27 protein-coding genes are annotated in these 26,881 nt (G+C 61.1%); 12 read left to right on the top strand and 15 right to left on the bottom strand.

The window, feature by feature from the left end:
- Positions 1 to 8: 8 nt before the first annotated feature.
- Complete coding sequence (locus AC07PQ_RS04025) at positions 9 to 2,234, bottom strand: NADP-dependent isocitrate dehydrogenase (protein WP_007929198.1); 2,226 nt, start codon at positions 2,232 to 2,234, stop codon at positions 9 to 11.
- Positions 2,235 to 2,738: 504 nt separating this feature from the next.
- On the opposite strand from AC07PQ_RS04025, the gene icd reads away from it, so the two are divergent.
- Complete coding sequence (gene icd / locus AC07PQ_RS04020) at positions 2,739 to 3,995, top strand: NADP-dependent isocitrate dehydrogenase (protein ID WP_007929208.1); 1,257 nt, start codon at positions 2,739 to 2,741, stop codon at positions 3,993 to 3,995.
- 89 nt (positions 3,996 to 4,084) lie between these two features.
- Here the strand turns inward: icd and cspD are convergent, their stop codons facing one another.
- Positions 4,085 to 4,342 carry a cold shock domain-containing protein CspD gene (cspD, locus tag AC07PQ_RS04015; RefSeq protein ID WP_007929210.1) on the bottom strand — a complete coding sequence of 86 codons (258 nt, stop codon included), beginning with the start codon at positions 4,340 to 4,342 and terminating at the stop codon, positions 4,085 to 4,087.
- Between the two features lie 226 nt (positions 4,343 to 4,568).
- On the opposite strand from cspD, the gene clpS reads away from it, so the two are divergent.
- The gene (gene clpS / locus AC07PQ_RS04010) at positions 4,569 to 4,931 is read left to right on the top strand and encodes an ATP-dependent Clp protease adapter ClpS (RefSeq protein ID WP_009044582.1); all 363 of its coding nucleotides are present in this window, start codon (positions 4,569 to 4,571) and stop codon (positions 4,929 to 4,931) included.
- A 29-nt stretch (positions 4,932 to 4,960) separates the two neighbouring features.
- Positions 4,961 to 7,231 carry an ATP-dependent Clp protease ATP-binding subunit ClpA gene (clpA, locus tag AC07PQ_RS04005; RefSeq protein WP_007929214.1) on the top strand — a complete coding sequence of 757 codons (2,271 nt, stop codon included), beginning with the start codon at positions 4,961 to 4,963 and terminating at the stop codon, positions 7,229 to 7,231.
- 121 nt (positions 7,232 to 7,352) lie between these two features.
- Here clpA and infA read toward each other — a convergent pair whose 3' ends face one another.
- The 4 genes from infA to trxB all read right to left on the bottom strand — a co-directional run bounded on the left by infA (position 7,353) and on the right by trxB (position 10,139).
- Positions 7,353 to 7,571, bottom strand: a complete 219-nt coding sequence (gene infA, locus AC07PQ_RS04000) for a translation initiation factor IF-1 (RefSeq protein ID WP_002553999.1) — start codon at positions 7,569 to 7,571, stop codon at positions 7,353 to 7,355.
- Positions 7,572 to 7,671: 100 nt separating this feature from the next.
- The gene (locus tag AC07PQ_RS03995) at positions 7,672 to 8,379 is read right to left on the bottom strand and encodes an arginyltransferase (RefSeq protein ID WP_007929216.1); all 708 of its coding nucleotides are present in this window, start codon (positions 8,377 to 8,379) and stop codon (positions 7,672 to 7,674) included.
- A 57-nt stretch (positions 8,380 to 8,436) separates the two neighbouring features.
- The gene (aat, locus tag AC07PQ_RS03990; RefSeq protein WP_493184388.1) at positions 8,437 to 9,117 is read right to left on the bottom strand and encodes a leucyl/phenylalanyl-tRNA--protein transferase; all 681 of its coding nucleotides are present in this window, start codon (positions 9,115 to 9,117) and stop codon (positions 8,437 to 8,439) included.
- Positions 9,118 to 9,188: 71 nt separating this feature from the next.
- Positions 9,189 to 10,139, bottom strand: coding sequence for a thioredoxin-disulfide reductase (trxB, locus tag AC07PQ_RS03985; RefSeq protein ID WP_493184389.1), 951 nt, complete (start codon positions 10,137 to 10,139; stop codon positions 9,189 to 9,191).
- Between the two features lie 316 nt (positions 10,140 to 10,455).
- Here trxB and ftsK point away from each other — a divergent pair, with 316 nt between their 5' ends.
- From ftsK to cysG, 6 genes are all read left to right on the top strand, one after another.
- Positions 10,456 to 12,864, top strand: a complete 2,409-nt coding sequence (gene ftsK / locus AC07PQ_RS03980; protein ID WP_009044578.1) for a DNA translocase FtsK — start codon at positions 10,456 to 10,458, stop codon at positions 12,862 to 12,864.
- Positions 12,865 to 12,929: 65 nt separating this feature from the next.
- On the top strand, positions 12,930 to 13,553 hold the full coding sequence (lolA, locus tag AC07PQ_RS03975) for an outer membrane lipoprotein periplasmic chaperone LolA (RefSeq protein ID WP_007929220.1): 624 nt from the start codon (positions 12,930 to 12,932) through the stop codon (positions 13,551 to 13,553).
- A 30-nt stretch (positions 13,554 to 13,583) separates the two neighbouring features.
- Entirely contained in the window at positions 13,584 to 14,909 is a 1,326-nt protein-coding gene (locus tag AC07PQ_RS03970) for a replication-associated recombination protein A (protein ID WP_493184390.1), read from the top strand.
- Positions 14,906 to 15,280, top strand: coding sequence for a fluoride efflux transporter CrcB (crcB, locus tag AC07PQ_RS03965; protein ID WP_007929222.1), 375 nt, complete (start codon positions 14,906 to 14,908; stop codon positions 15,278 to 15,280). Before AC07PQ_RS03970 ends, crcB begins: the two co-directional genes overlap by 4 nt.
- A 16-nt stretch (positions 15,281 to 15,296) precedes the next feature.
- Entirely contained in the window at positions 15,297 to 16,577 is a 1,281-nt protein-coding gene (serS, locus tag AC07PQ_RS03960; RefSeq protein WP_007929229.1) for a serine--tRNA ligase, read from the top strand.
- Positions 16,578 to 17,972: a siroheme synthase CysG gene (gene cysG, locus AC07PQ_RS03955; protein ID WP_493184391.1), complete on the top strand. Its 1,395-nt coding sequence runs from the start codon at positions 16,578 to 16,580 to the stop codon at positions 17,970 to 17,972.
- A gap of 74 nt (positions 17,973 to 18,046) precedes the next feature.
- Here cysG and AC07PQ_RS03950 read toward each other — a convergent pair whose 3' ends face one another.
- The 8 genes from AC07PQ_RS03950 to AC07PQ_RS03915 form a co-directional block, all read right to left on the bottom strand.
- Positions 18,047 to 19,048 (bottom strand): glutathione S-transferase family protein, encoded by a 1,002-nt coding sequence (locus tag AC07PQ_RS03950; RefSeq protein ID WP_493184392.1) that lies wholly within the window; start codon positions 19,046 to 19,048, stop codon positions 18,047 to 18,049.
- Positions 19,049 to 19,136: 88 nt separating this feature from the next.
- Complete coding sequence (locus tag AC07PQ_RS03945; RefSeq protein ID WP_493184393.1) at positions 19,137 to 20,138, bottom strand: glycosyl transferase family protein; 1,002 nt, start codon at positions 20,136 to 20,138, stop codon at positions 19,137 to 19,139.
- Entirely contained in the window at positions 20,135 to 20,470 is a 336-nt protein-coding gene (locus AC07PQ_RS03940) for a TusE/DsrC/DsvC family sulfur relay protein (protein ID WP_007929238.1), read from the bottom strand. The genes AC07PQ_RS03945 and AC07PQ_RS03940 overlap by 4 nt, the downstream gene beginning before the upstream one ends.
- Positions 20,467 to 20,766, bottom strand: coding sequence for a sulfurtransferase complex subunit TusB (gene tusB / locus AC07PQ_RS03935; protein WP_053261833.1), 300 nt, complete (start codon positions 20,764 to 20,766; stop codon positions 20,467 to 20,469). The genes AC07PQ_RS03940 and tusB overlap by 4 nt, the downstream gene beginning before the upstream one ends.
- The gene (gene tusC, locus AC07PQ_RS03930) at positions 20,766 to 21,128 is read right to left on the bottom strand and encodes a sulfurtransferase complex subunit TusC (RefSeq protein ID WP_007929240.1); all 363 of its coding nucleotides are present in this window, start codon (positions 21,126 to 21,128) and stop codon (positions 20,766 to 20,768) included. The genes tusB and tusC overlap by 1 nt, the downstream gene beginning before the upstream one ends.
- A 3-nt stretch (positions 21,129 to 21,131) precedes the next feature.
- Positions 21,132 to 21,524, bottom strand: a complete 393-nt coding sequence (tusD, locus tag AC07PQ_RS03925) for a sulfurtransferase complex subunit TusD (protein ID WP_007929241.1) — start codon at positions 21,522 to 21,524, stop codon at positions 21,132 to 21,134.
- 64 nt (positions 21,525 to 21,588) lie between these two features.
- On the bottom strand, positions 21,589 to 22,293 hold the full coding sequence (locus AC07PQ_RS03920) for a YoaK family protein (RefSeq protein WP_493184394.1): 705 nt from the start codon (positions 22,291 to 22,293) through the stop codon (positions 21,589 to 21,591).
- A gap of 51 nt (positions 22,294 to 22,344) precedes the next feature.
- The gene (locus tag AC07PQ_RS03915) at positions 22,345 to 22,677 is read right to left on the bottom strand and encodes a DUF6388 family protein (RefSeq protein WP_007929243.1); all 333 of its coding nucleotides are present in this window, start codon (positions 22,675 to 22,677) and stop codon (positions 22,345 to 22,347) included.
- 281 nt (positions 22,678 to 22,958) lie between these two features.
- Here AC07PQ_RS03915 and AC07PQ_RS03910 point away from each other — a divergent pair, with 281 nt between their 5' ends.
- The gene (locus tag AC07PQ_RS03910) at positions 22,959 to 23,207 is read left to right on the top strand and encodes a DUF1652 domain-containing protein (RefSeq protein WP_101338469.1); all 249 of its coding nucleotides are present in this window, start codon (positions 22,959 to 22,961) and stop codon (positions 23,205 to 23,207) included.
- 78 nt (positions 23,208 to 23,285) lie between these two features.
- On the opposite strand, the gene AC07PQ_RS03905 is transcribed toward AC07PQ_RS03910, so the two are convergent.
- Positions 23,286 to 23,519: a DUF6555 family protein gene (locus AC07PQ_RS03905; protein ID WP_007929246.1), complete on the bottom strand. Its 234-nt coding sequence runs from the start codon at positions 23,517 to 23,519 to the stop codon at positions 23,286 to 23,288.
- A gap of 394 nt (positions 23,520 to 23,913) precedes the next feature.
- On the opposite strand from AC07PQ_RS03905, the gene AC07PQ_RS03900 reads away from it, so the two are divergent.
- A complete protein-coding gene (locus AC07PQ_RS03900) occupies positions 23,914 to 24,249 on the top strand; it encodes a hypothetical protein (RefSeq protein ID WP_007929247.1) in 336 nt (111 codons plus the stop codon).
- Between the two features lie 711 nt (positions 24,250 to 24,960).
- Entirely contained in the window at positions 24,961 to 26,607 is a 1,647-nt protein-coding gene (gene mqo / locus AC07PQ_RS03895; RefSeq protein WP_007929249.1) for a malate dehydrogenase (quinone), read from the top strand.
- The last annotated feature ends 274 nt before the right edge of the window (positions 26,608 to 26,881 follow it).

Raw genomic sequence — 26,881 nt, 5'->3', positions numbered from 1 at the left:
GGTGTTGCTTAAACCAGCGCAGCGATAGCCGCGTTGAGGGTGGCGCTTGGGCGCATGGCCTTGCTCACCAGCTCAGGGTTGGCGCTGTAGTAGCCGCCGATGTCCACTGGCTTGCCTTGAACGCCGTTGAGTTCGGCGACGATGGTCGCTTCGTTCTCGGTCAGGGTCTTGGCCAGGGTGCTGAACTGCGCTTGCAGGGCGCTATCTTCAGTCTGGGCGGCCAGGGCCTGGGCCCAGTACAGCGCCAGGTAGAAGTGGCTGCCGCGGTTGTCGATGTTGCCGACTTTGCGCGATGGCGACTTGTTGTTGTCCAGGAACTGACCGGTTGCCTGGTCGAGGGTCTTGGCCAGTACCAGCGCTTTCGGGTTGTTGTAGGTGTTGCCCAGGTGCTCCAGGGAAGCGGCCAGGGCCAGGAACTCACCCAGGGAATCCCAGCGCAGGAAGTTCTCTTCCAGCAGCTGTTGTACGTGCTTCGGAGCCGAACCGCCGGCGCCGGTTTCGAACAGGCCGCCACCGTTCATCAGCGGCACGATCGACAGCATCTTGGCGCTGGTGCCCAGCTCCATGATCGGGAACAGGTCGGTCAGGTAGTCGCGCAGCACGTTGCCGGTGACGGAGATGGTGTCCTTGCCTTCGCGGGTGCGGGCCAGGGTGAACTTCATGGCATCGACTGGCGACATCACGCGGATGTCCAGGCCGGCGGTGTCGTGATCCTTCAGGTAAGCCTGGACCTTCTCGATCATCACGCCGTCGTGGGCGCGCATCGGGTCCAGCCAGAAAATCGCTGGCGTGCTGCTGGCGCGAGCGCGGTTGACGGCCAGTTTGACCCAGTCCTGGATCGGCGCGTCCTTGGTCTGGCACATGCGGAAGATGTCGCCGGCTTCGACGGCCTGTTCCAGCAGCAGGTTGCCCTTGCTGTCGGTGACGCGAACGACACCGTCAGCCTTGATCTGAAAGGTCTTGTCGTGGGAGCCGTACTCTTCGGCTTTCTTCGCCATCAGGCCAACGTTCGGTACGCTGCCCATGGTGGTCGGGTCGAAGGCGCCATTGGCCTTGCAGTCTTCGATCACGGCCTGGTAGATGGTGGCGTAGCAGCGATCCGGAATCAGCGCCTTGGTGTCGTGCAACTGGCCGTCGGTGCCCCACATTTTGCCGGAGTCACGGATCATGGCTGGCATCGAGGCGTCGACGATCACGTCGCTCGGCACGTGCAGGTTGGTGATGCCTTTGTCGGAGTTGACCATGGCCAGGGCAGGGCGCACGGCGTAGACGGCCTGGATGTCGGCTTCGATCTGTGCTTGTTGCTCCGCGGGCAGGGCCTTGATGCGGGCGTACAGGTCGCCGATGCCGTTGTTCAGGTTGAAGCCGATCTGGCTCAGCACATCAGCGTGCTTGCTCAGGGCGTCCTGATAGAACTCGGCAACGATCTGGCCGAACATGATCGGGTCGGAAACCTTCATCATGGTGGCTTTCAGGTGCACCGACAGCAGTACGCCTTGCTTCTTGGCGTCTTCGATCTCGGCGGCAACGAAAGCCCGCAGGGCCTTTTTGCTCATGACTGCGCAATCGAGGATCTCGCCGGCTTGTACGGCGGTTTTTTCCTTCAGGACGGTAGCGCTACCGTCTTGAGCGATCAACTCGATCTTCACAGTGTCCTGGGCGTCGATCAGGGCGGCTTTTTCGCTGCCGTAGAAATCGCCCTGGCTCATGTGAGCAACGTGGGACTTGGAGTCTTTGGCCCAGGCGCCCATTTTGTGCGGGTGCTTGCGCGCGTAGTTCTTGACCGACAGCGGAGCGCGGCGGTCGGAGTTGCCTTCACGCAGGACCGGGTTCACGGCGCTGCCCTTGACCTTGTCGTAGCGCGCCTTGGCGTCTTTGTCGGCGTCGCTGGTCACGGTTTCCGGGTAGTCCGGCAGGGCGTAGCCCTTGGCTTGCAGCTCTTTGATCGCGGCCTGAAGCTGCGGTGCCGAAGCACTGATGTTCGGCAGCTTGATGATGTTGGCTTCAGGGGTTACAGCCAGGTCGCCCAGCTCGGCCAGGTGGTCCGGTACGGCTTTGTCGCCCAGCAGCTCCGGGAAGCTGGCAAGAATACGCCCTGCGAGAGAGATGTCGCGGGTTTCCACGGCAATATCAGCGGAAGCGGTGAAGGCTTCGACGATAGGGAGCAGCGAGTAGGTGGCGAGGGCGGGGGCTTCGTCGGTGAAGGTATAGATGATCTTCGAGCGGGTGGGCATATTCGGATTAACTCTCTTCTTTGCTAAAGCGTGCGCAGAAACTCGAGGGGGCGCCGGGTAAGCGCGTTCGTTCAAAGTCATCCGTGAACCGAATGTCGAGGTTTCTTCGCGGTGATGTTGGGTGCATCAGTCGAGCGTCAAGCGGGTGGGCTGCGGTAACAACCCGGCTTTGGGCGGAAAGTCTCGGCTCCTTTTTTCAGTAGCAGAGCGCTCAGCCGTCGTGACTCTGTGGTCAGCGGCGGCATTATACATAGGTAGCTGGCAAAACGCCGACGGTTCATATGCAACCGATCTCGTCCATTGGTCTAAAGGTCGCAGGCGGGGTGGCGGCGTAGAGTCCTGCGCAGTGCTCAAGTTTGGCGCTTTTCCCTTTGCTTTCAGGCTTGTAGGCCACGAACTGCGCAGCCTTCACGGCATATGAGCGGAACATGAGGTTCCCGTCCAGATTCAACTGGGGTACGCTCGAACGCAGCCAGATGTTCAATCCACACAACGGAGTTCAGCATGGGATACAAGAAGATTCAGGTTCCAGCAGTCGGCGACAAAATCACCGTCAACGCAGACCATTCTCTCAATGTTCCTAACAACCCGATTATCCCTTTCATCGAAGGCGATGGTATTGGCGTTGATATCAGCCCGGTCATGATCAAGGTTGTCGATGCTGCTGTTAAGAAGGCCTACGGCGGCGAGCGCAAAATCTCCTGGATGGAAGTCTATGCCGGGGAGAAAGCAACTCAAGTGTACGACCAGGACACCTGGCTCCCTCAGGAAACCCTGGACGCAGTCAAGGATTACGTGGTTTCCATCAAGGGCCCGCTGACCACTCCGGTAGGTGGCGGTATCCGTTCCCTGAACGTGGCCCTGCGTCAGCAGCTTGACCTGTATGTGTGCCTGCGTCCGGTGCGCTGGTTCGAAGGCGTGCCGAGCCCGGTGAAGAAGCCTGGCGATGTCGACATGACCATTTTCCGTGAGAACTCGGAAGACATTTACGCCGGTATCGAATGGAAGGCCGGCTCCGCCGAAGCCACCAAGGTCATCAAGTTCCTCAAAGAAGAAATGGGCGTCACCAAGATCCGTTTCGACGAAAACTGCGGTATTGGCGTCAAGCCGGTTTCCCTGCAGGGCACCAAGCGTCTGGCGCGCAAAGCGCTGCAATATGTGGTCGACAACGATCGTGATTCGCTGACCATCGTGCATAAAGGCAACATCATGAAGTTCACCGAAGGTGCCTTCAAAGAGTGGGCCTATGAAGTGGCTGCGGAGGAGTTCGGCGCGACGCTGCTCGATGGCGGCCCGTGGATGCAGTTCAAGAACCCGAAAACCGGCAAGAACGTGATCGTCAAGGACGCCATCGCCGATGCGATGCTCCAGCAGATCCTGCTGCGTCCGGCCGAATATGACGTGATCGCGACCCTCAACCTGAACGGTGACTACCTGTCCGACGCACTGGCGGCTGAAGTGGGCGGGATCGGCATCGCTCCGGGCGCCAACCTGTCCGACACCGTGGCCATGTTCGAGGCGACCCACGGTACGGCGCCGAAGTACGCGGGCAAGGATCAGGTGAACCCGGGTTCGCTGATCCTGTCCGCGGAAATGATGCTGCGTCACATGGGCTGGACCGAAGCGGCCGACCTGATCATCAAGGGCACCAACGGCGCCATTGGTGCCAAGACCGTGACCTACGACTTCGAGCGCCTGATGGAAGGCGCCACGCTGTTGTCGTCTTCGGCGTTCGGCGATGCGCTGATCTCTCACATGTAAATTGACGCGCTCCAAATGAAACGGCCGGCTCAATCGATTGAGCCGGCCGTTTTTTTATGACTGTTTTTATGACTGGATGCTGAAGATTTTCAGCTCAGGGCCGTTTCCTGGTAGGAGGGGGCTGCGACGGGGGTGTTCTGGGTCTTGATGGATTGGATTTTCACGGCGTGCAGGCCCTTGGGTCCTTGAGTGATCTCGAAGCTCACGGCCTGGCCGGCTTTCAAGGTTTTGTAGCCTTCCATCTCGATGGCCGAGTAGTGGGCGAAAAGGTCGTCGCTTTTACCCTCCTCATTAATGAAGCCATAACCCTTGGCGTTGTTGAACCACTTGACCTTGCCGCTTGCCATGCTCATATCCCTCTGCAACAGACTCCATCACTGGAGTATCATCCAGTTCATCCGTACCGGAATCCGAAAATATAGGATTGACGGTACGGACCTTTATTACCCAATGTGGGCTCTATTGGTTGTAACACCGTTTTGCCGATAGTCAAGGTGACCCGGCGGTCGGAGTTGAAATCCCCCTGGAGTGCCCCCACCACTGTATTTGCTCAACTAACGAACCTTTCTTTCCATGCATGCAATCAGCCAGATTCGACTAACATTCAATCAGGATCGCCCGGATTTCCAAGACGACGATTCCGCTGGCTTGGCTGTACAGGAAGCTAAGCCGACGTTGCAGGCTCCGCCGATGTACAAGGTGGTTTTGTTCAATGATGACTACACACCGATGGATTTCGTCGTCGAAGTGCTCGAGGTGTTTTTTAACCTGAATCGCGAGCTGGCGACCAAGGTAATGCTGGCCGTTCACACAGAAGGACGGGCAGTATGTGGATTGTTTACCCGCGACATCGCCGAGACCAAGGCCATGCAGGTCAACCAGTACGCCAGGGAAAGCCAGCATCCGCTACTCTGTGAAATCGAGAAGGACGGTTAACGCCGACCACTTGGGTATGAGGTGAAGCTATGTTAAACCGCGAGCTCGAAGTCACCCTCAATCTCGCCTTCAAAGAGGCTCGTTCGAAGCGTCATGAGTTCATGACCGTCGAGCACCTCTTGTTGGCTCTTTTGGATAATGAGGCCGCCGCCACCGTTTTGCGTGCCTGCGGAGCAAACCTCGACAAACTCAAGCACGACCTGCAGGAGTTCATCGACTCCACCACGCCGCTGATTCCTGTGCACGACGAGGATCGCGAAACCCAGCCAACCCTGGGCTTCCAGCGTGTGCTGCAACGTGCTGTCTTTCATGTGCAGAGCTCGGGCAAGCGCGAAGTGACCGGCGCCAATGTGCTGGTTGCGATCTTCAGTGAGCAAGAGAGTCAGGCGGTGTTCCTGCTGAAACAGCAGAGCGTTGCCCGCATCGATGTCGTCAACTACATCGCCCATGGCATCTCCAAAGTGCCGGGGCATGGCGATCATTCCGAAGGTGAGCAGGATATGCAGGACGATGAAGGCGGTGAGTCTTCCTCTTCAGGTAATCCGCTGGATGCTTATGCCAGCAATCTTAATGAGCTGGCGCGCCAGGGGCGTATCGACCCGTTGGTCGGTCGTGAGCAGGAAGTCGAGCGTGTGGCGCAGATTCTTGCGCGCCGGCGCAAGAACAACCCGCTGCTGGTGGGCGAGGCCGGGGTCGGTAAAACGGCCATCGCCGAAGGTCTGGCCAAGCGCATCGTCGACAGTCAGGTGCCTGACCTGCTGGCCAGCAGCGTGGTGTACTCCCTGGATCTCGGCGCGTTGCTGGCGGGAACCAAATACCGCGGTGATTTCGAGAAGCGCTTCAAGGCGTTGCTGGGCGAGTTGAAGAAACGTCCGCAGGCGATCCTGTTTATCGACGAAATTCACACCATCATTGGCGCCGGTGCGGCGTCCGGTGGGGTGATGGATGCCTCGAACCTGCTCAAGCCGCTGCTTTCCTCGGGCGACATCCGTTGCATCGGTTCGACCACCTTCCAGGAATTCCGTGGAATTTTCGAGAAGGACCGGGCCTTGGCTCGCCGTTTCCAGAAGGTCGATGTGTCCGAGCCTTCGGTAGAGGACACCATCGGCATTCTGCGCGGCCTCAAGGGGCGTTTCGAGCTGCACCACAGCATTGAGTACAGCGATGAGGCATTGCGCGCCGCCGCCGAACTGGCGTCGCGTTATATCAATGACCGGCATATGCCCGACAAGGCGATCGACGTGATCGACGAGGCGGGCGCCTATCAGCGTCTGCAGCCTGTCGACAAGCGCGTAAAACGCATAGAGGTCGCTCAGGTCGAGGACATCGTGGCGAAAATCGCGCGGATTCCGCCGAAACACGTCACCAGTTCCGACAAGGAGCTGCTGCGTAACCTCGAGCGCGACCTGAAGTTGACGGTGTTCGGCCAGGATGCAGCGATCGACTCGCTGTCGACCGCGATCAAGCTGTCCCGTGCTGGCCTGAAGTCGCCGGACAAACCCGTCGGTTCGTTCCTGTTTGCCGGGCCTACCGGTGTCGGTAAGACCGAGGCTGCACGGCAGTTGGCCAAGGCGCTGGGTATCGAACTGGTGCGTTTTGACATGTCCGAGTACATGGAGCGTCACACCGTGTCGCGCCTGATCGGTGCGCCTCCGGGTTATGTCGGTTTCGACCAGGGCGGTTTGCTGACCGAAGCGATTACCAAGCAGCCTCACTGCGTATTGCTGCTCGATGAAATCGAAAAGGCCCACCCGGAAGTCTTCAACCTGCTGCTGCAGGTGATGGACCACGGTACCTTGACCGATAACAACGGGCGCAAGGCGGATTTCCGCAACGTGATCGTGATCATGACCACCAACGCAGGTGCCGAGACCGCGGCGCGGGCTTCCATCGGGTTCACTCATCAGGATCACTCTTCCGATGCCATGGAAGTGATCAAGAAGAGCTTCACGCCGGAATTCCGTAACCGTCTGGACACCATTATCCAGTTTGGTCGCCTCAGTCATGAGGTTATCAAGAGCGTGGTGGACAAGTTCCTTACCGAACTGCAGGCGCAGCTGGAGGACAAGCGCGTTCAGCTGGAAGTCACCGATGCGGCCCGCAGCTGGCTGGCGGCTGGTGGTTACGATGTGACCATGGGCGCTCGTCCTATGGCGCGCCTGATCCAGGACAAGATCAAGCGTCCGCTGGCGGAGGAGATACTCTTTGGCGAACTGGCCGAACATGGCGGTGTGGTGCACATCGACATCAAGGATGGCGAGCTGACCTTCGAGTTCGAGACCACCGCAGAAATGGCCTGACCGGCCGCAATAAAAAAGGCGCCGCAAGGCGCCTTTTTTATATCTGTTCTGTAGGCAGGCAGAGTAAATCGCAGGCAAACAAAAACGCCCGGCATGGGCCGGGCGTCTTGTATTGACTTGCTTAGCGAGCGCGGTAAGTGATGCGCCCTTTGCTCAAGTCATAGGGCGTCAGTTCGACGCGCACTTTGTCACCGGTAAGAATACGAATGTAGTTCTTGCGCATCTTGCCGGAGATATGCGCGGTTACGACGTGCCCATTTTCCAACTCCACACGAAACATGGTGTTGGGCAGGGTGTCGACGACAGTGCCTTCCATTTCGAAGCTGTCTTCTTTCGACATGCAGTAAAGCCCTCGGTGTCCAATGAATGGCCCGGTGCAACTGCGCCAGGCAAAAGCGGCGTGCATTGTGCCCGAAAAGTGGGGTTCAAGCCAAGGGCTTCTAGTTCAGGATGACCCATCTCTGGTTAATCAGCAGCTCAATGGGCCGATATTGGGTCTTGTAGTTCATCTTTTTGCAGTTCTTGATCCAGTATCCGAGGTAGACCGCGTCCAGACCCAGGCGCAAGGCTTCGCCGATCTGCCACAGAATGGCGTAGCGGCCGAGGCTGCGGCGCTCTTCATCGGGTTCGTAGAAGGTGTAGACCGCGGAAAGACCATTGGGCAGCAGATCGGTGACGGCCACGGCGAGCAGGCGCCCATCGAGGCGGAACTCGTAGAACCTGGAGAAGGGCAGATCGCGAACCAGAAAGGTCGAGAACTGATCGCGGCTGGGTGGGTACATGTCGCCATCGGCGTGGCGTTGCTCGATATAACGCTGGTAAAGGTCGAAATACTCTTCGCTGAACCCCGGTTTGACAGGCTGGACCTTCAAGTCGGCATTGCGTTTGAGGATGCGTTTTTGCTGACGATTGGGCACAAACTGCGCGGCAGGAATGCGTGCCGGAACACAGGCATTGCAGTTTTGGCAATGCGGCCGGTACAGGTGGTCGCCACTGCGGCGAAAGCCCATTTCCGACAGATCTGCGTAGACATGCACATCCATGGGCTGGCTAGGATCGAGGAACAGCGTGGTCGCCTGTTCTTCGGGCAGGTAGCTGCAAGAGTGGGGCTGAGTGGCATAAAACTTCAAACGCGCCAACTCGGTCATGAATCAACCCTCGGGATTAGCTTTGAATTAAGTGTAAGCCACGCCGGCAAAACCCGCCTAGGAAACCCATATGGCGCGGCTGGGCTGGTCCAGATGGCGCTGCAGATAACCGGCGAACTCCTGGCGAGGGATGGCGCGGGCGCCCAGGCTGTGCAAGTGGTCGGTGGGCATCTGGCAGTCGATCAGGGCGAAGCCCCATACCCGTAAATGTTGGACCAGCGTGACGAAGCCGAATTTCGACGCATTGTCGGCCCGACTGAACATCGATTCGCCAAAAAACAGCTGGCCCATTGCTAGCCCATACAGCCCGCCCACCAGCAAACCCTGATCCCAGACTTCGACCGAATGGGCATAACCGCGCTTGTGCAGTTCAAGGTAGGCATCCTGCATCGATTCAGTGATCCAGGTGCCGTCGGCATAAGGGCGTGGCGCCGCGCAGGCGCTGATGACCGCGGCAAAATCCTGATCGAAGGTGACCTGGTAGCGTTGCTGGCGCAGCAGTTTGCCCAGGCTGCGGGATACATGCAGTTCGTCTGGAAATAGCACCGTGCGCGGGTCGGGCGACCACCAGAGGATGGGCTGGCCTTCGGAAAACCAGGGAAAGCAGCCGTGGCGATAGGCCTGGATCAACCGGTCGGCCGACAGGTCGCCGCCGGCGGCCAACAGGCCGTTGGGGGTGCGCAGGGCCTTTTCCAGCGGGGGAAAGTCGAAGGTGTTGCGTTGTAACCAGGTCAGCATGGCATTCAGACTTGCGGAAGGGGAGGGCGGTGGCGGGCCTGCAAGGCCCGCCGCAAGCGTAGGTCGGGAGGTCAGTTGTCGTCGAGGAATTTCTCTGCATCCAGGGCCGCCATGCAGCCCGCGCCCGCGGAAGTGACGGCCTGGCGGTACACATGGTCGGCCACATCGCCCGCGGCGAACACGCCCGGGATGCCGGTGGCCGTGGCGTCGCCTTCGCTGCCACCCTTGACCAGCAGATAGCCATCGCGCATTTCCAGCTGGCCCTTGAACAGATCCGTATTGGGCTTGTGACCGATGGCGATGAATACGCCGGTCAGCGCCAGTTCCTGGGTCTCTCCGGTCAGGCTGTCGCGCAGTCGGGCGCCAGTGACGCCGCTGGCATCGCCCAGTACCTCATCGAGATTCTGGTTCCAGTGCAGGCGGATATTGCCCTTGGCGGCTTTGTCGAACAGCTTGTCCTGGAGGATTTTCTCCGCGCGCAGCTTGTCGCGCCGGTGCACCAGGTGAACCTCTTTGGCGATGTTGGAGAGGTACAGGGCTTCCTCCACGGCGGTGTTGCCGCCACCGATTACGGCAACTACTTGATTGCGATAGAAAAAGCCGTCACAGGTAGCGCAGGCGGATACACCCTTGCCGGCGAAGGCTTCTTCGGAGGGCAGGCCCAGGTACTGAGCCGATGCACCCGTGGCGATGATCAGTGCGTCGCAGCTGTAGGTGCCGCTGTCGCCCTTGAGGATAAAGGGTTGCTGCTGCAACTCCGCGGTATGGATGTGGTCGTAGACGATCTCGGTGTCGAAGCGTTCAGCGTGTTTTTGCATGCGCTCCATCAGCACCGGGCCGGTCAGGCCTTCGACATCGCCAGGCCAATTGTCGACCTCGACGGTGGTGGTCAGTTGACCGCCCGCTTGCAGGCCGGTGATGACGGTCGGTTTGAGGTTGGCGCGGGCGGCATAAACGGCAGCGCTGTAACCGGCAGGGCCGGAGCCCAGAATGATCAGGCGTGAATGCTTCGCTTCGGTCATAAAAACACCTCATAAGCCTTTGTCACAAAAGAGAATGCATGCTCAAATTGAATACTGCGTAAAGTGTTCCTGATTATGCTACACCCAGTATTGAGCAGCGTGGCACGGCGCTTACAAACCCGTACAATGCGGGTTTGTATCCCTATATGGAATACATCGGCATTGCACGCGGCAGCTCTTACAGTTTCGCAATGCGTGGGCAGAATGTTAAAAGTAGCCCCAGTTACGCTCGTCAACTTTTTACCTGCCTGGATTGGGCAGTATTTTTTAGTCGATCAACAGTTGGACGCGCCCATGGCGCAGGAAAAGACGCGTTTTGAAGAAATCCACCGCAGCACCTAAAACAGTAGTCCCACTCTGGCGCCAGCAATTGCACTACCGGCTCAAGGAAGGTGCGTTGATCGCCATTGGGGCCTTGTGCCTGTTCCTGATGATGGCATTGCTGACATATGGCAAGGACGATCCGGGCTGGAGTCATAACAGCAAGATTGAAGATGTACAGAACTTCGGTGGTCCTGCGGGCTCTTACAGCGCCGATATCCTGTTTATGGTGTTGGGTTACTTCGCCTATATCTTCCCGTTGTTATTGGCGATCAAGACTTATCAGATCTTCCGTCAGCGCCATGAGCCGTGGCAGTGGAGCGGCTGGCTGTTCTCCTGGCGTTTGATCGGCCTGGTATTCCTGGTGCTGTCCGGTGCCGCGTTGGCGCATATCCATTTCCACGCGGCGACCGGCCTGCCGGCTGGCGCAGGTGGGGCGCTGGGTGAAAGCCTGGGCGACCTGGCCAAGAACGCGCTGAATATCCAGGGCAGTACCCTGATGTTTATCGCGCTGTTCCTGTTCGGCCTGACCGTTTTTACCGATCTTTCCTGGTTCAAGGTCATGGATGTGACCGGCAAGATCACCCTCGACCTGTTCGAACTGTTCCAGGGCGCCGCCAACCGCTGGTGGGCGGCCCGTACCGAGCGCAAGCAACTGGTCGCCCAATTGCGTGAAGTGGATGCCCGGGTCGACGAAGTGGTCGCTCCGACCGTGACCGACAAGCGTGAGCAGGCCAAGGTCAAGGAGCGCCTGATCGAGCGCGAGCAGGCCCTGAGCAAGCACATGTCCGACCGTGAGAAACAGGTCCCGCCGGTGATTGCCCCGGCCCCGGTCAAAGCGCCCGAACCCAGCAAGCGCGTGCAGAAAGAGAAACAGGTCCCGCTGTTCATCGACAGCGCGGTCGAAGGCACCTTGCCGCCTATCTCTATTCTCGATCCGGCGGAAAAGAAACAACTCAACTACTCCCCCGAGTCGCTGGCCGCTGTCGGCCATCTGCTGGAAATCAAGCTCAAGGAGTTCGGGGTCGAGGTGTCGGTGGACTCGATCCACCCGGGCCCGGTGATTACCCGTTACGAAATCCAGCCGGCCGCCGGTGTGAAAGTCAGCCGTATCGCCAACCTGGCCAAGGACCTGGCGCGTTCGCTGGCGGTGACCAGCGTGCGGGTAGTGGAAGTGATTCCCGGCAAGACCACCGTGGGTATCGAGATTCCCAACGAAGACCGGCAGATCGTGCGCTTCTCCGAAGTGCTGTCGACCCCGGAATACGACAACTTCAAATCCCCGGTCACCCTAGCCCTGGGCCACGATATCGGCGGCAAGCCGATCATCACCGACCTGGCCAAGATGCCTCACCTGCTGGTGGCCGGTACCACCGGTTCCGGTAAGTCGGTGGGTGTGAACGCGATGATCCTGTCGATCCTGTTCAAGTCCGGCCCGGAAGACGCCAAGCTGATCATGATCGACCCGAAAATGCTCGAGCTGTCGATCTACGAAGGCATCCCGCACCTGCTGTGCCCGGTGGTGACCGACATGAAGGACGCCGCCAACGCCCTGCGCTGGAGCGTGGCCGAGATGGAGCGGCGCTACAAGCTGATGGCGAAGATGGGCGTGCGTAACCTGTCGGGCTTCAACGCCAAGGTTAAAGAAGCGATCGAAGCCGGTACGCCGCTGACCGACCCACTGTACAACCGCGAAAGTATTCACGACGAAGCGCCGCTGCTGACCAAGCTGCCGACCATCGTCGTGGTGGTCGACGAATTCGCCGACATGATGATGATCGTCGGCAAGAAGGTCGAAGAACTGATCGCGCGGATCGCCCAGAAAGCCCGTGCCGCGGGGATCCACCTGATCCTGGCGACCCAGCGTCCGTCGGTGGACGTGATCACCGGCCTGATCAAGGCCAACATCCCGACCCGCATGGCGTTCCAGGTATCGAGCAAGATCGACTCGCGGACCATCATCGACCAGGGCGGCGCCGAACAGCTGCTGGGGCACGGTGACATGCTCTACATGCCGCCGGGCACCAGCCTGCCGATCCGCGTCCATGGCGCCTTCGTCTCCGACGATGAGGTGCACCGTGTGGTGGAGGCCTGGAAACTGCGTGGCGCACCGGAGTACAACGACGACATCCTCAACGGTGTCGAAGAAGCCGGTAGCGGCTTCGACGGCGGCAGCGGTGGTGGTGACGGTGACGACGCCGAGACCGACGCGCTGTACGACGAGGCGGTGCAGTTCGTCCTCGAGAGCCGCCGGGCATCGATCTCCGCGGTTCAGCGCAAGCTCAAGATCGGCTACAACCGCGCGGCCCGCATGATCGAAGCCATGGAAATGGCCGGTGTGGTGACCGCCATGAACACCAACGGCTCGCGCGAAGTGATAGCGCCGGGTCCGATGCGCGACTAATGACCCGACACAGGCGGCGCGCCCCAGCGCCGCCGGTTTTTTCCACGAATCTAATGAGGACTCCCATGCGTCTTATCCGCATGTTGCTGGTACCGGTACTGGCTTTAACGACGCTGTCGGCCCATGCCGATCAGAAAGACGTGGCGCGCCTGACCCAGTTGCTCGAAAAGTCCCAGACCCTGACTGCGCGTTTCTCGCAACTGACCCTCGACGGCAGCGGCACCCAGCTGCAGGAAACCGCTGGCGACATGGCGCTGAAGCGCCCGGGCCTGTTCTACTGGCACACCGATGCGCCGCAGGAGCAACTGATGGTCTCCGACGGCAAGAAGGTTTCCCTGTGGGACCCGGACCTGGAGCAGGTCACCATCAAGACCCTGGACCAGCGCCTGACCCAGACCCCAGCCTTGTTGTTGTCGGGCGATGTGTCGAAAATCAGCGAAAGCTTCGACATCAGCGCCAAGGAAGCCGGTGGCGTGGTGGACTTCATCCTCAAGCCGAAAACCAAGGACACCCTGTTCGACAGCCTGCGCCTGTCGTTCCGCAACGGCCTGGTGAATGACATGCAACTGATCGACAGCGTTGGCCAGCGCACCAATATCCTGTTCACCGGGGTCAAGGCCAACGAACCGATCGCTGCTTCCAAGTTCAAGTTCGACATCCCCAAGGGTGCCGACGTGATCCAAGAATAAGTCGACGCCAAGAGGTTTCAATCGTCCGCCATGGATCTGTTTCGCAGTGACCCGATCGCCCAACCCCTGGCCGCGCGCCTGCGCCCGGCCAACCTGGACGAGTACGTCGGTCAGGAACATGTGCTCGCCCGCGGCAAGCCTCTGCGCGAAGCGCTGGAACAGGGGGCCTTGCACTCGATGATCTTCTGGGGGCCGCCGGGCGTGGGCAAGACCACCCTGGCGCGGCTCCTGGCGAAAGTCTCGGATGCGCACTTCGAAACGGTCTCGGCGGTGCTGGCCGGGGTCAAGGAGATCCGCCAGGCGGTGGAAATCGCCAAGCAGCAGGCGGCCCAGTACGGGCGTCGGACCATCCTGTTCGTCGACGAAGTGCACCGTTTCAACAAGTCGCAGCAGGATGCCTTCCTGCCCTATGTCGAAGATGGCACCCTGATTTTCATCGGTGCGACCACCGAGAACCCGTCCTTCGAGCTGAACAACGCGCTGTTGTCCCGGGCCCGGGTGTATGTGCTCAAGAGCCTCGACGAGGCGGCGCTGCACAAGCTGGTGCAGCGGGCCTTGGCTGAAGAACGCGGGCTGGGCAAGCGCCAGCTGAGCCTCAGCGACGAAGGCTTTCAGATGCTCCTGGCGGCGGCGGACGGCGATGGCCGGCGCCTGCTCAACCTGCTGGAGAATGCTTCCGATCTCGCCGAAGACGGCACGCAAATCGGCGTCGAGCTGCTGCAAAGCCTGCTGGGCGATACCCGCCGGCGTTTCGACAAGGGCGGCGAAGCCTTCTATGACCAGATATCGGCGCTGCACAAGTCGGTCCGTGGTTCCAACCCGGACGGCGCCCTGTACTGGTTCGCGCGGATGCTCGACGGTGGTTGCGACCCGCTGTACCTGGCACGGCGTGTGGTGCGTATGGCCAGCGAAGACATCGGCAACGCCGATCCACGGGCATTGAGCCTGTGCCTGGCGGCCTGGGACGTGCAGGAGCGCCTTGGCAGCCCCGAAGGCGAGCTGGCGGTGGCCCAGGCCATCACCTACCTGGCCTGCGCGCCGAAAAGCAACGCCGTGTACATGGGCTTCAAGGCCGCCATGCGCAGCGCTGCCGAGCATGGGTCGCTGGAAGTGCCGCTGCACCTGCGCAATGCGCCGACCAAACTGATGAAGCAACTGGGTTACGGTGACGAATATCGTTATGCCCATGATGAGCCGGATGCCTACGCGGCCGGCGAAGACTACTTTCCCGAGGCGCTGGAGCCGCAACCCTTCTATCAACCCGTGCCCCGTGGCCTGGAACTGAAGATCGGCGAGAAGCTCAAGCACCTGGTGGAGCTTGACCGGGCCAGCCCCAAGCAGCGGAGAAAACCGTGATCCCGTTGATCCTTGCCGTCTCGGTGGGTGGTATTGCCGGAACCCTGTTGCGCTTTGCCACCGGTAACTGGATCAGCGCCAATTGGCCGCGGCACTTCTATACCGCGACGCTGGCCGTTAATATCGTGGGCTGCCTGCTGATCGGCGTGCTGTACGGCCTGTTTCTGATACGCCCGGAGGTGCCCATCGAGGTGCGCGCCGGGTTGATGGTGGGCTTCCTTGGCGGCCTGACGACTTTTTCATCCTTTTCACTGGATACGGTGCGTCTGCTGGAAAGCGGACAGATACCGCTGGCCCTGGGCTATGCGGCCATCAGCGTATTCGGCGGGCTGCTCGCGACCTGGGCCGGCCTGTCCCTGACCAAACTTTGATAAACGAGAGACCGACATGCTCGATTCCAAACTGTTACGTAGCAACCTTCAGGACGTAGCGGACCGCCTGGCATCCCGTGGCTTTGCCCTGGATGTAGCACGCATCGAAGCGCTGGAAGAACAGCGCAAGACCGTCCAGACCCGCACCGAACAACTGCAGGCCGAACGTAACGCGCGCTCCAAGTCCATCGGTCAGGCCAAGCAGCGCGGCGAAGACATCGCGCCGCTGATGGCCGACGTCGAGCGCATGGCGGGCGAGTTGGCGGTCGGCAAGGTTGAGCTGGACGCCATTCAAACCGAGCTGGATGCGATCCTGCAGGGCATCCCGAACCTGCCCCACGAATCGGTGCCGGTTGGCGACGACGAAGAGGGCAACGTCGAAGTGCGCCGCTGGGGCACGCCGACGGCGTTCGACTTCCCGATCCTGGACCACGTCGCCCTGGGCGAAAAACACGGCTGGCTGGACTTCGAGACCGCGGCCAAGCTGTCGGGCGCGCGTTTTGCCCTGTTGCGCGGACCGATCGCCCGTCTGCACCGCGCACTGGCGCAGTTCATGATCAACCTGCACACCAGCGAGCACGGCTACGAAGAGGCCTACACCCCTTACCTGGTGCAGGCACCGGCGTTGGTGGGTACCGGCCAGTTGCCGAAGTTCGAAGAAGACCTGTTCAAGATCAGCCGTGAAAACGAAGCCGATCTGTACCTGATCCCGACCGCCGAAGTGTCGCTGACCAATATCGTGGCCGGCGAGATCCTCGATCCGAAGCAGTTGCCGATCAAGTTCGTCGCCCATACCCCGTGCTTCCGCAGCGAAGCCGGTTCGTCGGGCCGCGACACCCGCGGCATGATCCGTCAGCACCAGTTCGACAAGGTCGAGATGGTCCAGATCGTCGAGCCATCGACTTCCATGGAAGCCCTGGAAGGCCTGACCGCCAACGCCGAGAAAGTCCTGCAACTGCTGGAGCTGCCTTACCGCACCCTGGCGCTGTGCACCGGCGACATGGGCTTCAGCGCGGTCAAGACCTATGACCTGGAAGTGTGGATCCCGAGCCAGGACAAGTACCGCGAGATTTCGTCGTGCTCCAACTGCGGCGACTTCCAGGCCCGTCGCATGCAGGCGCGCTTCCGCAATCCGGAAACTGGCAAGCCGGAACTGGTGCATACCCTGAACGGTTCCGGCCTGGCGGTCGGTCGTACCCTGGTGGCGGTGCTGGAGAACTACCAGCAGGCCGACGGTTCGATCCGTGTGCCTGAGGTGCTCAAGCCTTACATGGGCGGCCTCGAGGTCATCGGCTAAATGGAATTTCTGCCGCTGTTTCATAACCTGCGCGGCAGTCGTGTGTTGGTGGTCGGCGGCGGGGAGATTGCCTTGCGCAAATCCCGTCTGCTGGCCGACGCCGGTGCGCTGCTGCGGGTAGTTGCACCTGAAGTGGAACCCCAGTTGCGCGAGCTGGTCACGGCCAGCGGCGGCGAATGCCTGTCGCGCGGTTATGTCGAGGCGGACCTGGACGGCTGCGTGCTGATCATCGCCGCCACCGACGACGAACCGCTCAATGCCCAGGTCTCCGCCGACGCTCATCGGCGCTGTGTGCCGGTCAATGTGGTGGACGCGCCGGCCCTGTGCAGTGTGATCTTCCCGGCGATCGTCGACCGTTCGCCGTTGGTGATCGCGGTCTCCAGCGGCGGCGATGCGCCGGTGCTGGCGCGCCTGATCCGGGCCAAGCTGGAAACCTGGATTCCCTCGACCTATGGTCAGCTGGCCGGCCTGGCCGCGCGTTTTCGTAATCAGGTCAAAGGCCTGTTTCCGGACGTGCAGCAGCGTCGTGCCTTTTGGGAAGACGTGTTCCAGGGACCGATCGCCGACCGGCAGCTGGCCGGGCAGGGCGATGAGGCCGAGCGCTTGCTACAGGCCAAGATCGCCGGCGAAGCGCCCCATGCGCCGGGCGAGGTGTATCTGGTGGGGGCAGGGCCGGGCGATCCGGATCTGCTGACCTTCCGCGCCTTGCGCCTGATGCAGCAAGCCGATGTGGTGCTCTACGACCGCCTCGTAGCTCCGGCGATTCTCGAGCTGTGCCGGCGCGATGCCGAGCGGGTGTATGTCGGCAAGCGCCGCGCTGATCACGCCTTGCCCCAGGAACAGATCAACCAGCAATTGGTGGACCTGGCCAAACAGGGCAAGCGCGTGCTGCGTCTGAAGGGTGGCGATCCGTTCATCTTCGGCCGTGGCGGCGAAGAGATCGAAGAGCTGGCGGCCCATGGCATTCCGTTCCAGGTGGTGCCGGGGATTACCGCGGCCAGCGGTTGCGCGGCCTATGCCGGCATTCCTTTGACCCACCGTGACTATGCGCAGTCCGTGCGTTTCGTCACCGGGCATCTGAAGGATGGCACCACCGATCTGCCCTGGGCCGACCTGGTCGCGCCTGCACAGACCCTGGTGTTCTATATGGGCCTGGTGGGCTTGCCGGTGATCTGCGAGCAACTGATCCAGCATGGCCGTTCGGCGGATACGCCGGCCGCCTTGATCCAGCAGGGCACGACCGCCAACCAGCGAGTGTTCACCGGCACTCTGGCGGATCTTCCGAAGCTGGTGGCGGAGCATGAAGTGCATGCGCCGACCCTGGTGATCGTCGGCGAAGTGGTGCAGCTTCGCGAGAAGCTCGCCTGGTTCGAAGGCGCGCAGTCGCAGGTCTGAAAGCATCGCGGGCAAGCTCGCTCCTACAGGTATCCGCGATCCCTGTAGGAGCGAGCTTGCTCGCGATAGCGATCTCAACCTTTGCGCCAAACTCCACGCCCGCTCAAACGCTCGCGATCATGCGCCGCATCGAAGTCCTGCGCCGGCCCTTTCGGCACGATGCCGGTCGGGTTGATGGTGCGATGACTGGCGTAGTAGTGTCCCTTGATATGGGCAAAGTCCACGGTTTCGCCGATCCCCGGCCATTGGTACAGCTCGCGCAGCCAGTTCGACAGGTTCGGATAGTCGGCGATCCGCCGCAGGTTGCACTTGAAGTGACCGTAATACACCGCGTCGAAGCGGATCAGCGTGGTGAACAGGCGGATGTCCGCTTCCGTCAGGTATTCGCCGGCCAGGTAGCGTTGGCCGCCCAGGCACCGTTCCAGCCAGTCGAGTTCGGCGAACAGATCGTCGAAGGCCGCTTCGTAGGCTTGCTGCGAAGTGGCGAAGCCGGCGCGATACACACCATTGTTCACCGCGGGGTAGATACGTGCGTTCAGTTCGTCGATTTCACCGCGTAGCGGCTCCGGATAGAAGTCCAGGCCGTTACCGCTCAGGCCATCGAAGGCGCTGTTGAACATGCGGATGATTTCCGCCGACTCGTTGCTGACGATGCGTTTCTGCTGCTTGTCCCAGAGCACGGGCACGGTGACGCGGCCGGTGTAGTCGCGGGTGTCGGCGGTGTAGCGTTGGTGGAGGAAATCCAGATGATCCAGCTGGTCGCCGCTGGAGCCCAGGGCCCGGTCGAAAGTCCAGCCCTGTTCCAGCATCAGCCAGCTGACCACCGACACATCGACCAGGCTTTCCAAACCCTTGAGCTTGCGCAGGATCAGCGTGCGGTGAGCCCAGGGGCAGGCCAGGGATACGTACAGATGATAACGGCCGGCTTCCGCGCGAAAACCGCCTTCGCCGCTAGGGCCTGGTTTGCCGTCAGCGGTCACCCAGTTGCGGCGTTGCGCCTGTTCGCGCTGGAAGGCGCCGTCTTTGCTGCTTTCGTACCACTGGTCGTGCCAGCGTCCTTCAATCAGCAGGCCCATAAAAAACTCCTCGGTCAGTGTGCATTGGAGTGCAGTCTAATCCGAGGGGTTCGAACGAATTACGCAAAAGTCCGGCAGTTATGATCGGTTAAATCGATCTTTCGCGCGCGTCCCAGTAGTGCTGAGCTTGCTCGAAAGCCTGTTCCCGGGGCATGCCGAGCCCGCGCAGGGCCAGGGCCATGGTGGCGATCAGCGCCAGCTGCGGGTAGCTGTCCTGCACATCGCCGCGCCAGACGGCTTTCAGGTGCTCGGGGTCGAGGCTGGCCGGTTTGACATGGCGCTGCTCGGATAGCGCCGGCCATTCCTCATCCCAACTGATACCGCCAGTGGTGCCGTACAAGTGGCTGGCGCTGTCCGGGTTGATCTCGATTTCGCCGCCGTCGCCCTTGATCACAATGACGTTGTCCCCCAACAGGCCGCTGGCATCGCGATGCACGCCCTGATAGCCGGGGTGGAAGATGCTTTGCAGGCCGCAGCGCGCGCCCAACGGGTTGAGGATGCGCGCCAGGGAGTGGATCGGCGAGCGCAGGCCCAGGGTATTGCGCAGGTCGATCATGCGTTGCAGCTGTGGCGCCCAGTCGCCCAGGGGGATGAAGGCCAGGTTGCCCTGGTCCAGCGCGGCGTCGACCGCCTGCCAGTCGCGGCACAGCGGGATGTGCAGCTGCTCCAGCAATTGCTCGGTGTACAGCCGGCCGGCGGTATGGGCGCCGCCGCCGTGCAGCAGGATACGCACGCCGTTTTGCGCCAGGCACTTGGCGGCCAGCAGGAACCAGGGCAGGTGGCGCTTTTTGCCGGCATAGCTGGGCCAGTCCAGATCGACCTTGATCGGTGGCGCCTGCAGGCGCTGGCGCAGGGCTTCGGTAAAGCCCGCCAACTCCTCGGGGCTTTCTTCCTTGTGCCGCAACAGCATCAGGAAGGCGCCGAGCTGGGTGTCCTCGACCTTGTCGTCGAGCAGCATGCCCATGGCTTCCCGGGCTTCTTCACGGGTGAGGCTGCGGGCGCCGCGTTTGCCTTTGCCGAGAATGCGTACGAACTGCGCGAAAGGATGCTCGGCGGGCGTCTCGATGGTCAGCGGGGTGTAATCGGTCATAAGCAATTGGTCGGCTTGGGCAGGCCCGCCAGCTTGGCGGCAAGTTTGGCGGGAGTGCCTTTGAACAGTCGGTTCAGGTGCAGGCTGTTGCCCTTGTCCGGGCCCAGCTTCAAGGCGGTGTATTTGATCAGTGGGCGGGTCGCGGGCGACAGCTGGAACTCCTGGTAGAAGCCGCGCAGCAGCTCGAGGATTTCCCAGTGCTCGGGGGTCAGTTCGATCTGTTCCGCCGCGGCCAGGGCAGCGGCCACTTCGCTGGACCAGTCGCCCAGTTCCACCAGGTAGCCGTCCTTGTCCAGGGCGATGGCGCGTTCGCCGACAGTCAGTGCGTTCATAACCAGCTGTTGACCTTGTCGTACTGGATCGACAGCGCGACGAACGCCGGGTAATCGACACTCGTGGCCCAGGCCGGAACCTCCAGGCCTCGGGCCTGGTGGTCTTCCGCCAAAACGTAGAGCGACAGCGTCTCGCCGCGTGCCTGCAGGGCCGCCAGCGGCGCGCTGCCAGGCTGCAGGGCGTACACCGCATCGCCGCACAGGAGGATGGCATCCTGCGGGCCGAGCAGGCGCAGGCAACTGGTCAGCCGGGAGTCGGTGAAAGGCGAGTGGGACAGCACGTGCAAGGTCGACATCAGAGGGTGATCACCTGGTCAAAACGGTCAATAAGTGCGCCGAGTTCGGCCGGGGCCAGGACCTGCACCTCGTCCAGGTTCAGCGCGGCCGGGTCGAGGCCGCGTTCCGCCACGCTGGCGCCGCAGGCGAACAGCTGCTCCACACCAAACAGCGGCAGGGCCTGCAGATTGGCGCTGAGGTCCTTTTGCTGCACGGCAGCGGCTTTTTGCCCGGGGGTCAGCTGAAACACGCCATCGTCAAGAAACAGCAGGCCGATCGGCAAGTCGAAGGCGCCGCCCGCCAGCACGATATCCAGGGCTTCGCGGGCACCGGGGCCGGACCAGGGCGCCTGGCGGCTGATGATCAACAGGGATTGCGCCATCTTTCATGGCCCTCCGAAACAGATCAGGCGGTCGGCCGCCTGTACGGCGTCGTGCAACTGGCCGAGCCCGGAAAGCTCCCAGGGCGCGCTCAGGTTAACGGCCGGGCGCTGGTAGCGCGCGGCTTCCTCCTGGTTCAACACCCCGCGGCGCAGGGCGGCGGCAATGCACACCACGCCATCAAGCTGGTGCTCGCTGACGAAGGTTCGCCATTGCGCGGGCAGGTCCGGTTCGTCCTGCGGGGTGACGATGTTGTCCGATGCGCTGTGCACGCCATCCTGATAGAAAAACAGCCGCACGATCTCGTGGCCGCCAGCCAGCGCTGCCTGGGCGAATGCCAGGGCGCGGCGCGAGGAGGGCGCGTGAGCAGCGGAAAAAAGGGCAATGGCGAACTTCATGTAGAACTCTGTCTGCAAACCTGGGGCCATGATAAAGCTTTATGCCGGGCCCGGCGAAGTGGCTTTAGCGCGGCATATAGCCCAGCTGCCAGCGATGGGGGATCTTCAGCGACAACAGCCCCAGCAGCGCCGACAGCAGGCCGCTGACGAACAGGGCCGCGAGGCCCAGATGCTGCTCCAGAACGGCGCCCAGCACGGCGCCGGCGAACATGCCGCCCCAGGGCACCAGCTGGATGCGCCAGCCATTGCGCCGCTCGCCGAGCATCCAGCGGCCCAGGCCGCGGCCAAAGCGCGACAGGGCGCCGGTGACATAGGTCAGGCCCACGGGCAGCCCGTTCACTTCCTCGACGGCAGCATTGAGCATGCCCATGGCGATGATCGCGGCCAGCACCGCCGGTAGCTGTTGTTCAAACGGCCAGGCGGCTGCCGCGCACAGCAGCGTGGCAATGCACAACAGCAGCGGCAAGGCCCGGCGGCCGCCCAAGCGGCTGACGACGATGCCCAGGGCGTTGCCGGCGATGAAGGTGACGACCAGCAGCACCAGATGCAGGGTCAGGGCCAGGTCGGCATCGCTGATGGCGACGGCCAGGCGCGTGGTGTTGCCGCTCATGAAGGAGACGAAGTCCCCGGTGGCCATGAAGCCGATGGCGTCGGTCATGCCGGCCAGCACCGACAGGCTGGCGACCAGGCACAGGCCTATGCGGCCGCGCCATTTCTGGCGCCGCAGCAGCTCCGGGTTACTGCGAAGGCTGGTGGAAGAGGGCAGCATCAGCGTTGACTCATGGTGACAATGATCCTTTATCGAAGGCCCGAGCTGTGCTCAACCGCGTGGCAGGCCGTGTAGCTCGCAATACTCGCTCCAGGGAATGCCGGCCATTTCCGCCACTTCCCGGTGCACTTCGAGCCGCCGCGCGGCGAATTCTTCCGCGCTCTGCACGGTCAACTGCAGGCTCAGTTCCCAGGCAAACAGACCCTGGCGTTCCGCCTCGGCCTCGAAGGCTTCGTGCAGTTGCTCCGCGCGGTATTGCTCCTGGGTTTCGCCCCTAGCCTGGGCGGCCAAGGGATTGAGGTGATCGAGTGCTTCACGAAGCTCCGGGCGCGCTGCGAGAAACTTTTGCAGGGCCACTTCATGCGGGTGTTCGGGGGCGGCCATCGGCGATCCTGGATGGGGTTGAAGGAAGTCGTTTCGGATTTGGGAGGTGCGAAAGCCCAGCGACCATAACGCCTGGCCGGTCCAGCGTCAAAATGCTCCCGGGTGGAGTTGCCGCGACGGAAGGTCAGGGCCGTGCTCGCACCGTGCCACTGAGCGGATTGGCCAGGTAAAAATGCGTGCTGGATAACACTTCCAGTGAATGCCTGGGTATGAGCCCCGTTCTTGTGACCTACTCTCAACGGGCACTCTCTCCAAATGGCGCCGCCAAGGAGGAATTTCTCATGCTCTCGATGGACGAGCTTCGCCAGATCCTGGAGTCCGGTTTCCTGCCGCTTTCCTGCACCTGCACCGTCAATCCCGACGGCTCCCTGGCAATCAAGGTTTTCGAGCCGCAAAGCGGACGGATCGATCTGTTCATTACCGGGGTATCGACCGAGCATCTCACCAGTGTTCGCTCGGCGGCCAATCTCGTCGGTGAGTTGCGGACTGAAATCAGGGCGGGGCGTCGGGCATTTGCCGGCGGTTTCTAGTCGTTGTGCAAGTGGATCATCGGGCAGGTTGAGCGCTTCCTTGCGCCAGTGTCGGACGTCTGAGTTGTGCGGGGAGGGCTAGTTTTCAGACAACTCTCTCCAGTTCGCCAGCGTGACGCCGCTGCGCTCGGCGAATATCTGCATGGTGCGGTAGGTCCCGCCGCAGGGGGTGTCGTGGGTAATCAGGCACCCGGAATGCAGAAAGGCCAGATACCAGGTGTCGCTGTCGCTCAATCGCGCGCCCTGGTAAGTGAAGGTTCTTTGCGAACCTGCGAAACAGTAGCGAATTTCGAAAGTCTTGATGCTGTTCATCGCCGCGTCCTTTGGGCTGTGTTAGGTGGTGGCGATTCAAGATTATTCCCAAAAGGACGCGTTGACTTGCACCACTCATCCGAACTGCATGGACAGTCGCCGTTCGTTCCTCAAATGCCTCGCGGCATTCTCTTGTATCCCAAACGCCGCTGGCTGAAACCGCCCTCAATGGGTGTCATGTTGCGCCAGGCAGCGGGCGTTTTCCGTCAATCGAGGCCTTTGTGGACAAACTGTCATTTGCCTGTCCGGGACGTGATGGGGTTAACGTTTTTTTGACCGGTATCGGGTGATGATCGCGGGGCGGGAATACCGTTCGGCGAAAGAAGCAAGTGTTTCTAACGATAAGCCCGGGCAAGTGATACATTTCTCGATTTTTTAGGGATGAGGAAGACATATGCGAGTTTGGCTAGGCGCGTCGCTGATGGGACTGTTGGCCGGGTGTTCGTTACCCACGGCTTTGGCACCGGGCAAGCCGAATGTCAGTGAGCTGACTGGCAAAACGCCGAAAGATTACGCGCAGTGTGTTCTGCCGGCCTGGCAGCGCGAGACGCCCAGGAGCACCCAGTCCGATATCTCCAACGGCTATCGGATCACCGCTCCTGGCAGCCTGGCATCGGATGAGATCGTGGAAGTGGTGAAATCGAAGAACGGCAGCCTGGTCTCGCTCTACCAGGGAACACCCTGGGCCAAGTCCGCGGTGCTGAAAAAGGCCGTGCATGATTGCCTGTAGGCCGCTTCATGCCTTCTGTGAAGGGCTTGTCAAAGTGACAGCCCGTTGCTGTTGAATCGCGCGTTCCTGCCCACAAAAAAAGCCCTGACTAATCAGGGCTTTTTTTGTGCCGGGTATTCGCCGGGTCTTGTCCGGGCCTCACCTTGCTCGCATCCAGGCGAACTCTTGAATTATCAAGGTACTTTTCTGCATAAAAACAGGACAAATCTGACAGTTTTTTTGACGGCTTTATCCGTCCAGTAGACAATGGCGCGTTAGCCACCACCCATGATGGCCATTATGTCCGTTTTCAGCAGGAGGGCTGCCAGGGTTGGGGGCGATCCCTGTATGCGATACCCGTGGCCTTGCCGCTGTCAGGCGGTGATCGAGGGCGTTGGCAGCAGGTCGATCGTAGTACCGGGTGTTGTTGACTCACTCCTTTGGTTACACCCGACTAGTCTCTCTATGGGAATGTGGATTTAGCGGGCGTTTCGGACCGTCGATCGACGCTGTCCGAAGGCGTCCCAACAAAATAGTGTCACTCAAGTAGCTGAAGCCAATAGCGAATAAGAAGTCAGCGCAGGAGCGACATATAAACTGAGGTCGACAGTGTCATGTCGGCCTTGTGTGCCCACCCTTCAGTTCTTCTGAGTGCGGGAACCCATGGCGGTGCCGGGGCGACTGATGATCGAGAATGGGGGGCGGATGGCGTTCTATCGTAGGAACTACTGTATGTTGAAAAAAGTGAACACGGCCCTGCTGGGCTTGGCGATGACGATGGGGCTCAGCTCCGCGTACGCCGCCGAGACCAAGAAAGTGGATGTGCTGCTCATCGGTGGCGGCATCATGAGTTCGACCCTGGGTGTCTGGCTCAATGAGCTGGAGCCGGGCTGGTCGATGGAAATGGTCGAGCGTCTCGACGGCGTTGCCGAAGAAAGCTCGAACGGCTGGAACAACGCCGGTACCGGTCACTCTGCCCTGGCGGAGCTGAACTACACCCCGGAAAACAAGGACGGCAAGGTCGAGATCGCCAAGGCCATCGAGATCAACGAAGCGTTCCAGATTTCCCGCCAGTTCTGGTCGTGGCAAGTCAAGAACAATGTCCTGAAGGACCCGCGTTCGTTCATCAACTCCACTCCGCACATGAGCTTCGTGTGGGGCGATGACAACATCAAGTTCCTGAAGAAACGCTACGAAGCGCTTCAGGCGAGCCCGCTGTTCGCCGGCATGCAGTACTCCGAAGACCCGGAGCAGATCAAGCAGTGGGTCCCGCTGATGATGCAAGGGCGCGATCCGAAGCAGAAGATCGCCGCCACCTGGTCGCCGCTCGGCACCGACGTGAACTTCGGCGAGATCACCCGTCAGTTCGTCGGCCACCTGAAAGCCCAGCCGAACTTCTCGCTCAAGCTGTCGAGCGAAGTGGAAGACATCAAGCGTAACGAAGATGGCTCCTGGCGCGTGGTGTACAAGAACCTGAAAGACGGTACCGAAACCCAGACCGACGCCAAGTTCGTGTTCATCGGCGCCGGCGGCGGTGCCCTGCACCTGCTGCAGAAGTCGGGCATCCCTGAAGCCCAGGAATATGCCGGTTTCCCTGTGGGCGGCTCGTTCCTGGTGACCGAGAACCCGGCGATCGCCGAGCAGCACCTGGCGAAGGCCTACGGCAAGGCGTCGGTCGGCGCTCCACCGATGTCGGTTCCGCACCTGGACACCCGCGTGCTGGACGGCAAGCGCGTGATCCTGTTTGGCCCGTTCGCGACCTTCTCCACCAAGTTCCTCAAGGAAGGTTCGTACCTCGACCTGCTGACCACTACCACCACTCACAACATCTGGCCCATGACCAAGGTCGGCATCAAGGAGTACCCGCTGGTCGAGTACCTCGCCGGCCAACTGATGCTGTCGGATGAAGATCGCCTGAATGCCCTGAAAGAGTACTTCCCTAACGCCAAGGCTGAAGACTGGCGTCTGTGGCAGGCCGGCCAGCGCGTGCAGATCATCAAGCGCGACGAGCAGCTGGGTGGCGTGCTGAAACTGGGCACCGAGATCGTCAGCGCCAAGGACGGCAGCATTGCCGGCCTGCTGGGTGCTTCGCCAGGTGCTTCGACCGCCGCGCCGATCATGCTCAGCGTGTTGGAGAAGGTCTTCAAGGACAAGGTCGCGACTCCGGCCTGGCAGGCGAAGCTGCACCAGATCGTGCCGAGCTACGGCACCCAGCTCAACGGCAGTCCTGAGCGTGTAGCTCAAGAGTGGGCCTACACCAGCGAAGTGCTGCAATTGACGCCTCCGCCAGCCATCGGCACCATCGCCGCACCTGCGCAACCTGCGGCTGAAAAGCCAAAGGCGCCAGCGAGCAACGCGTCGAGCGACATGGCCCTGTAATACCCGGTCGCGCCACGTCGGTGTTGCCACTACCCGGAACCGCGGTTTGCGGCCCAGGTTAAAAAAACGCCGCTCTCAGGAGCGGCGTTTTTGTTTGCGCAGAGTGGGGGCCGATGCGTTCCCGGCGCTACGTCATTATGGCCAGGCCAGGACGTCTGATATCAGGATAAGACCCATTAAGGTCCACCCTCACAGAGGGATGTCTTGGCCTTGGCATTTTCCGGATGCCGTCGCTGCCCGGCCTGAGATCGCTGAGCGCCTGTGTCACGCCTTC

This window comes from Pseudomonas sp. GW821-FHT09E12, from assembly GCF_059416085.1.
Note: the sequence above shows the minus strand (reverse complement) of the source record. Positions and strands in the feature narration are given on the sequence as shown.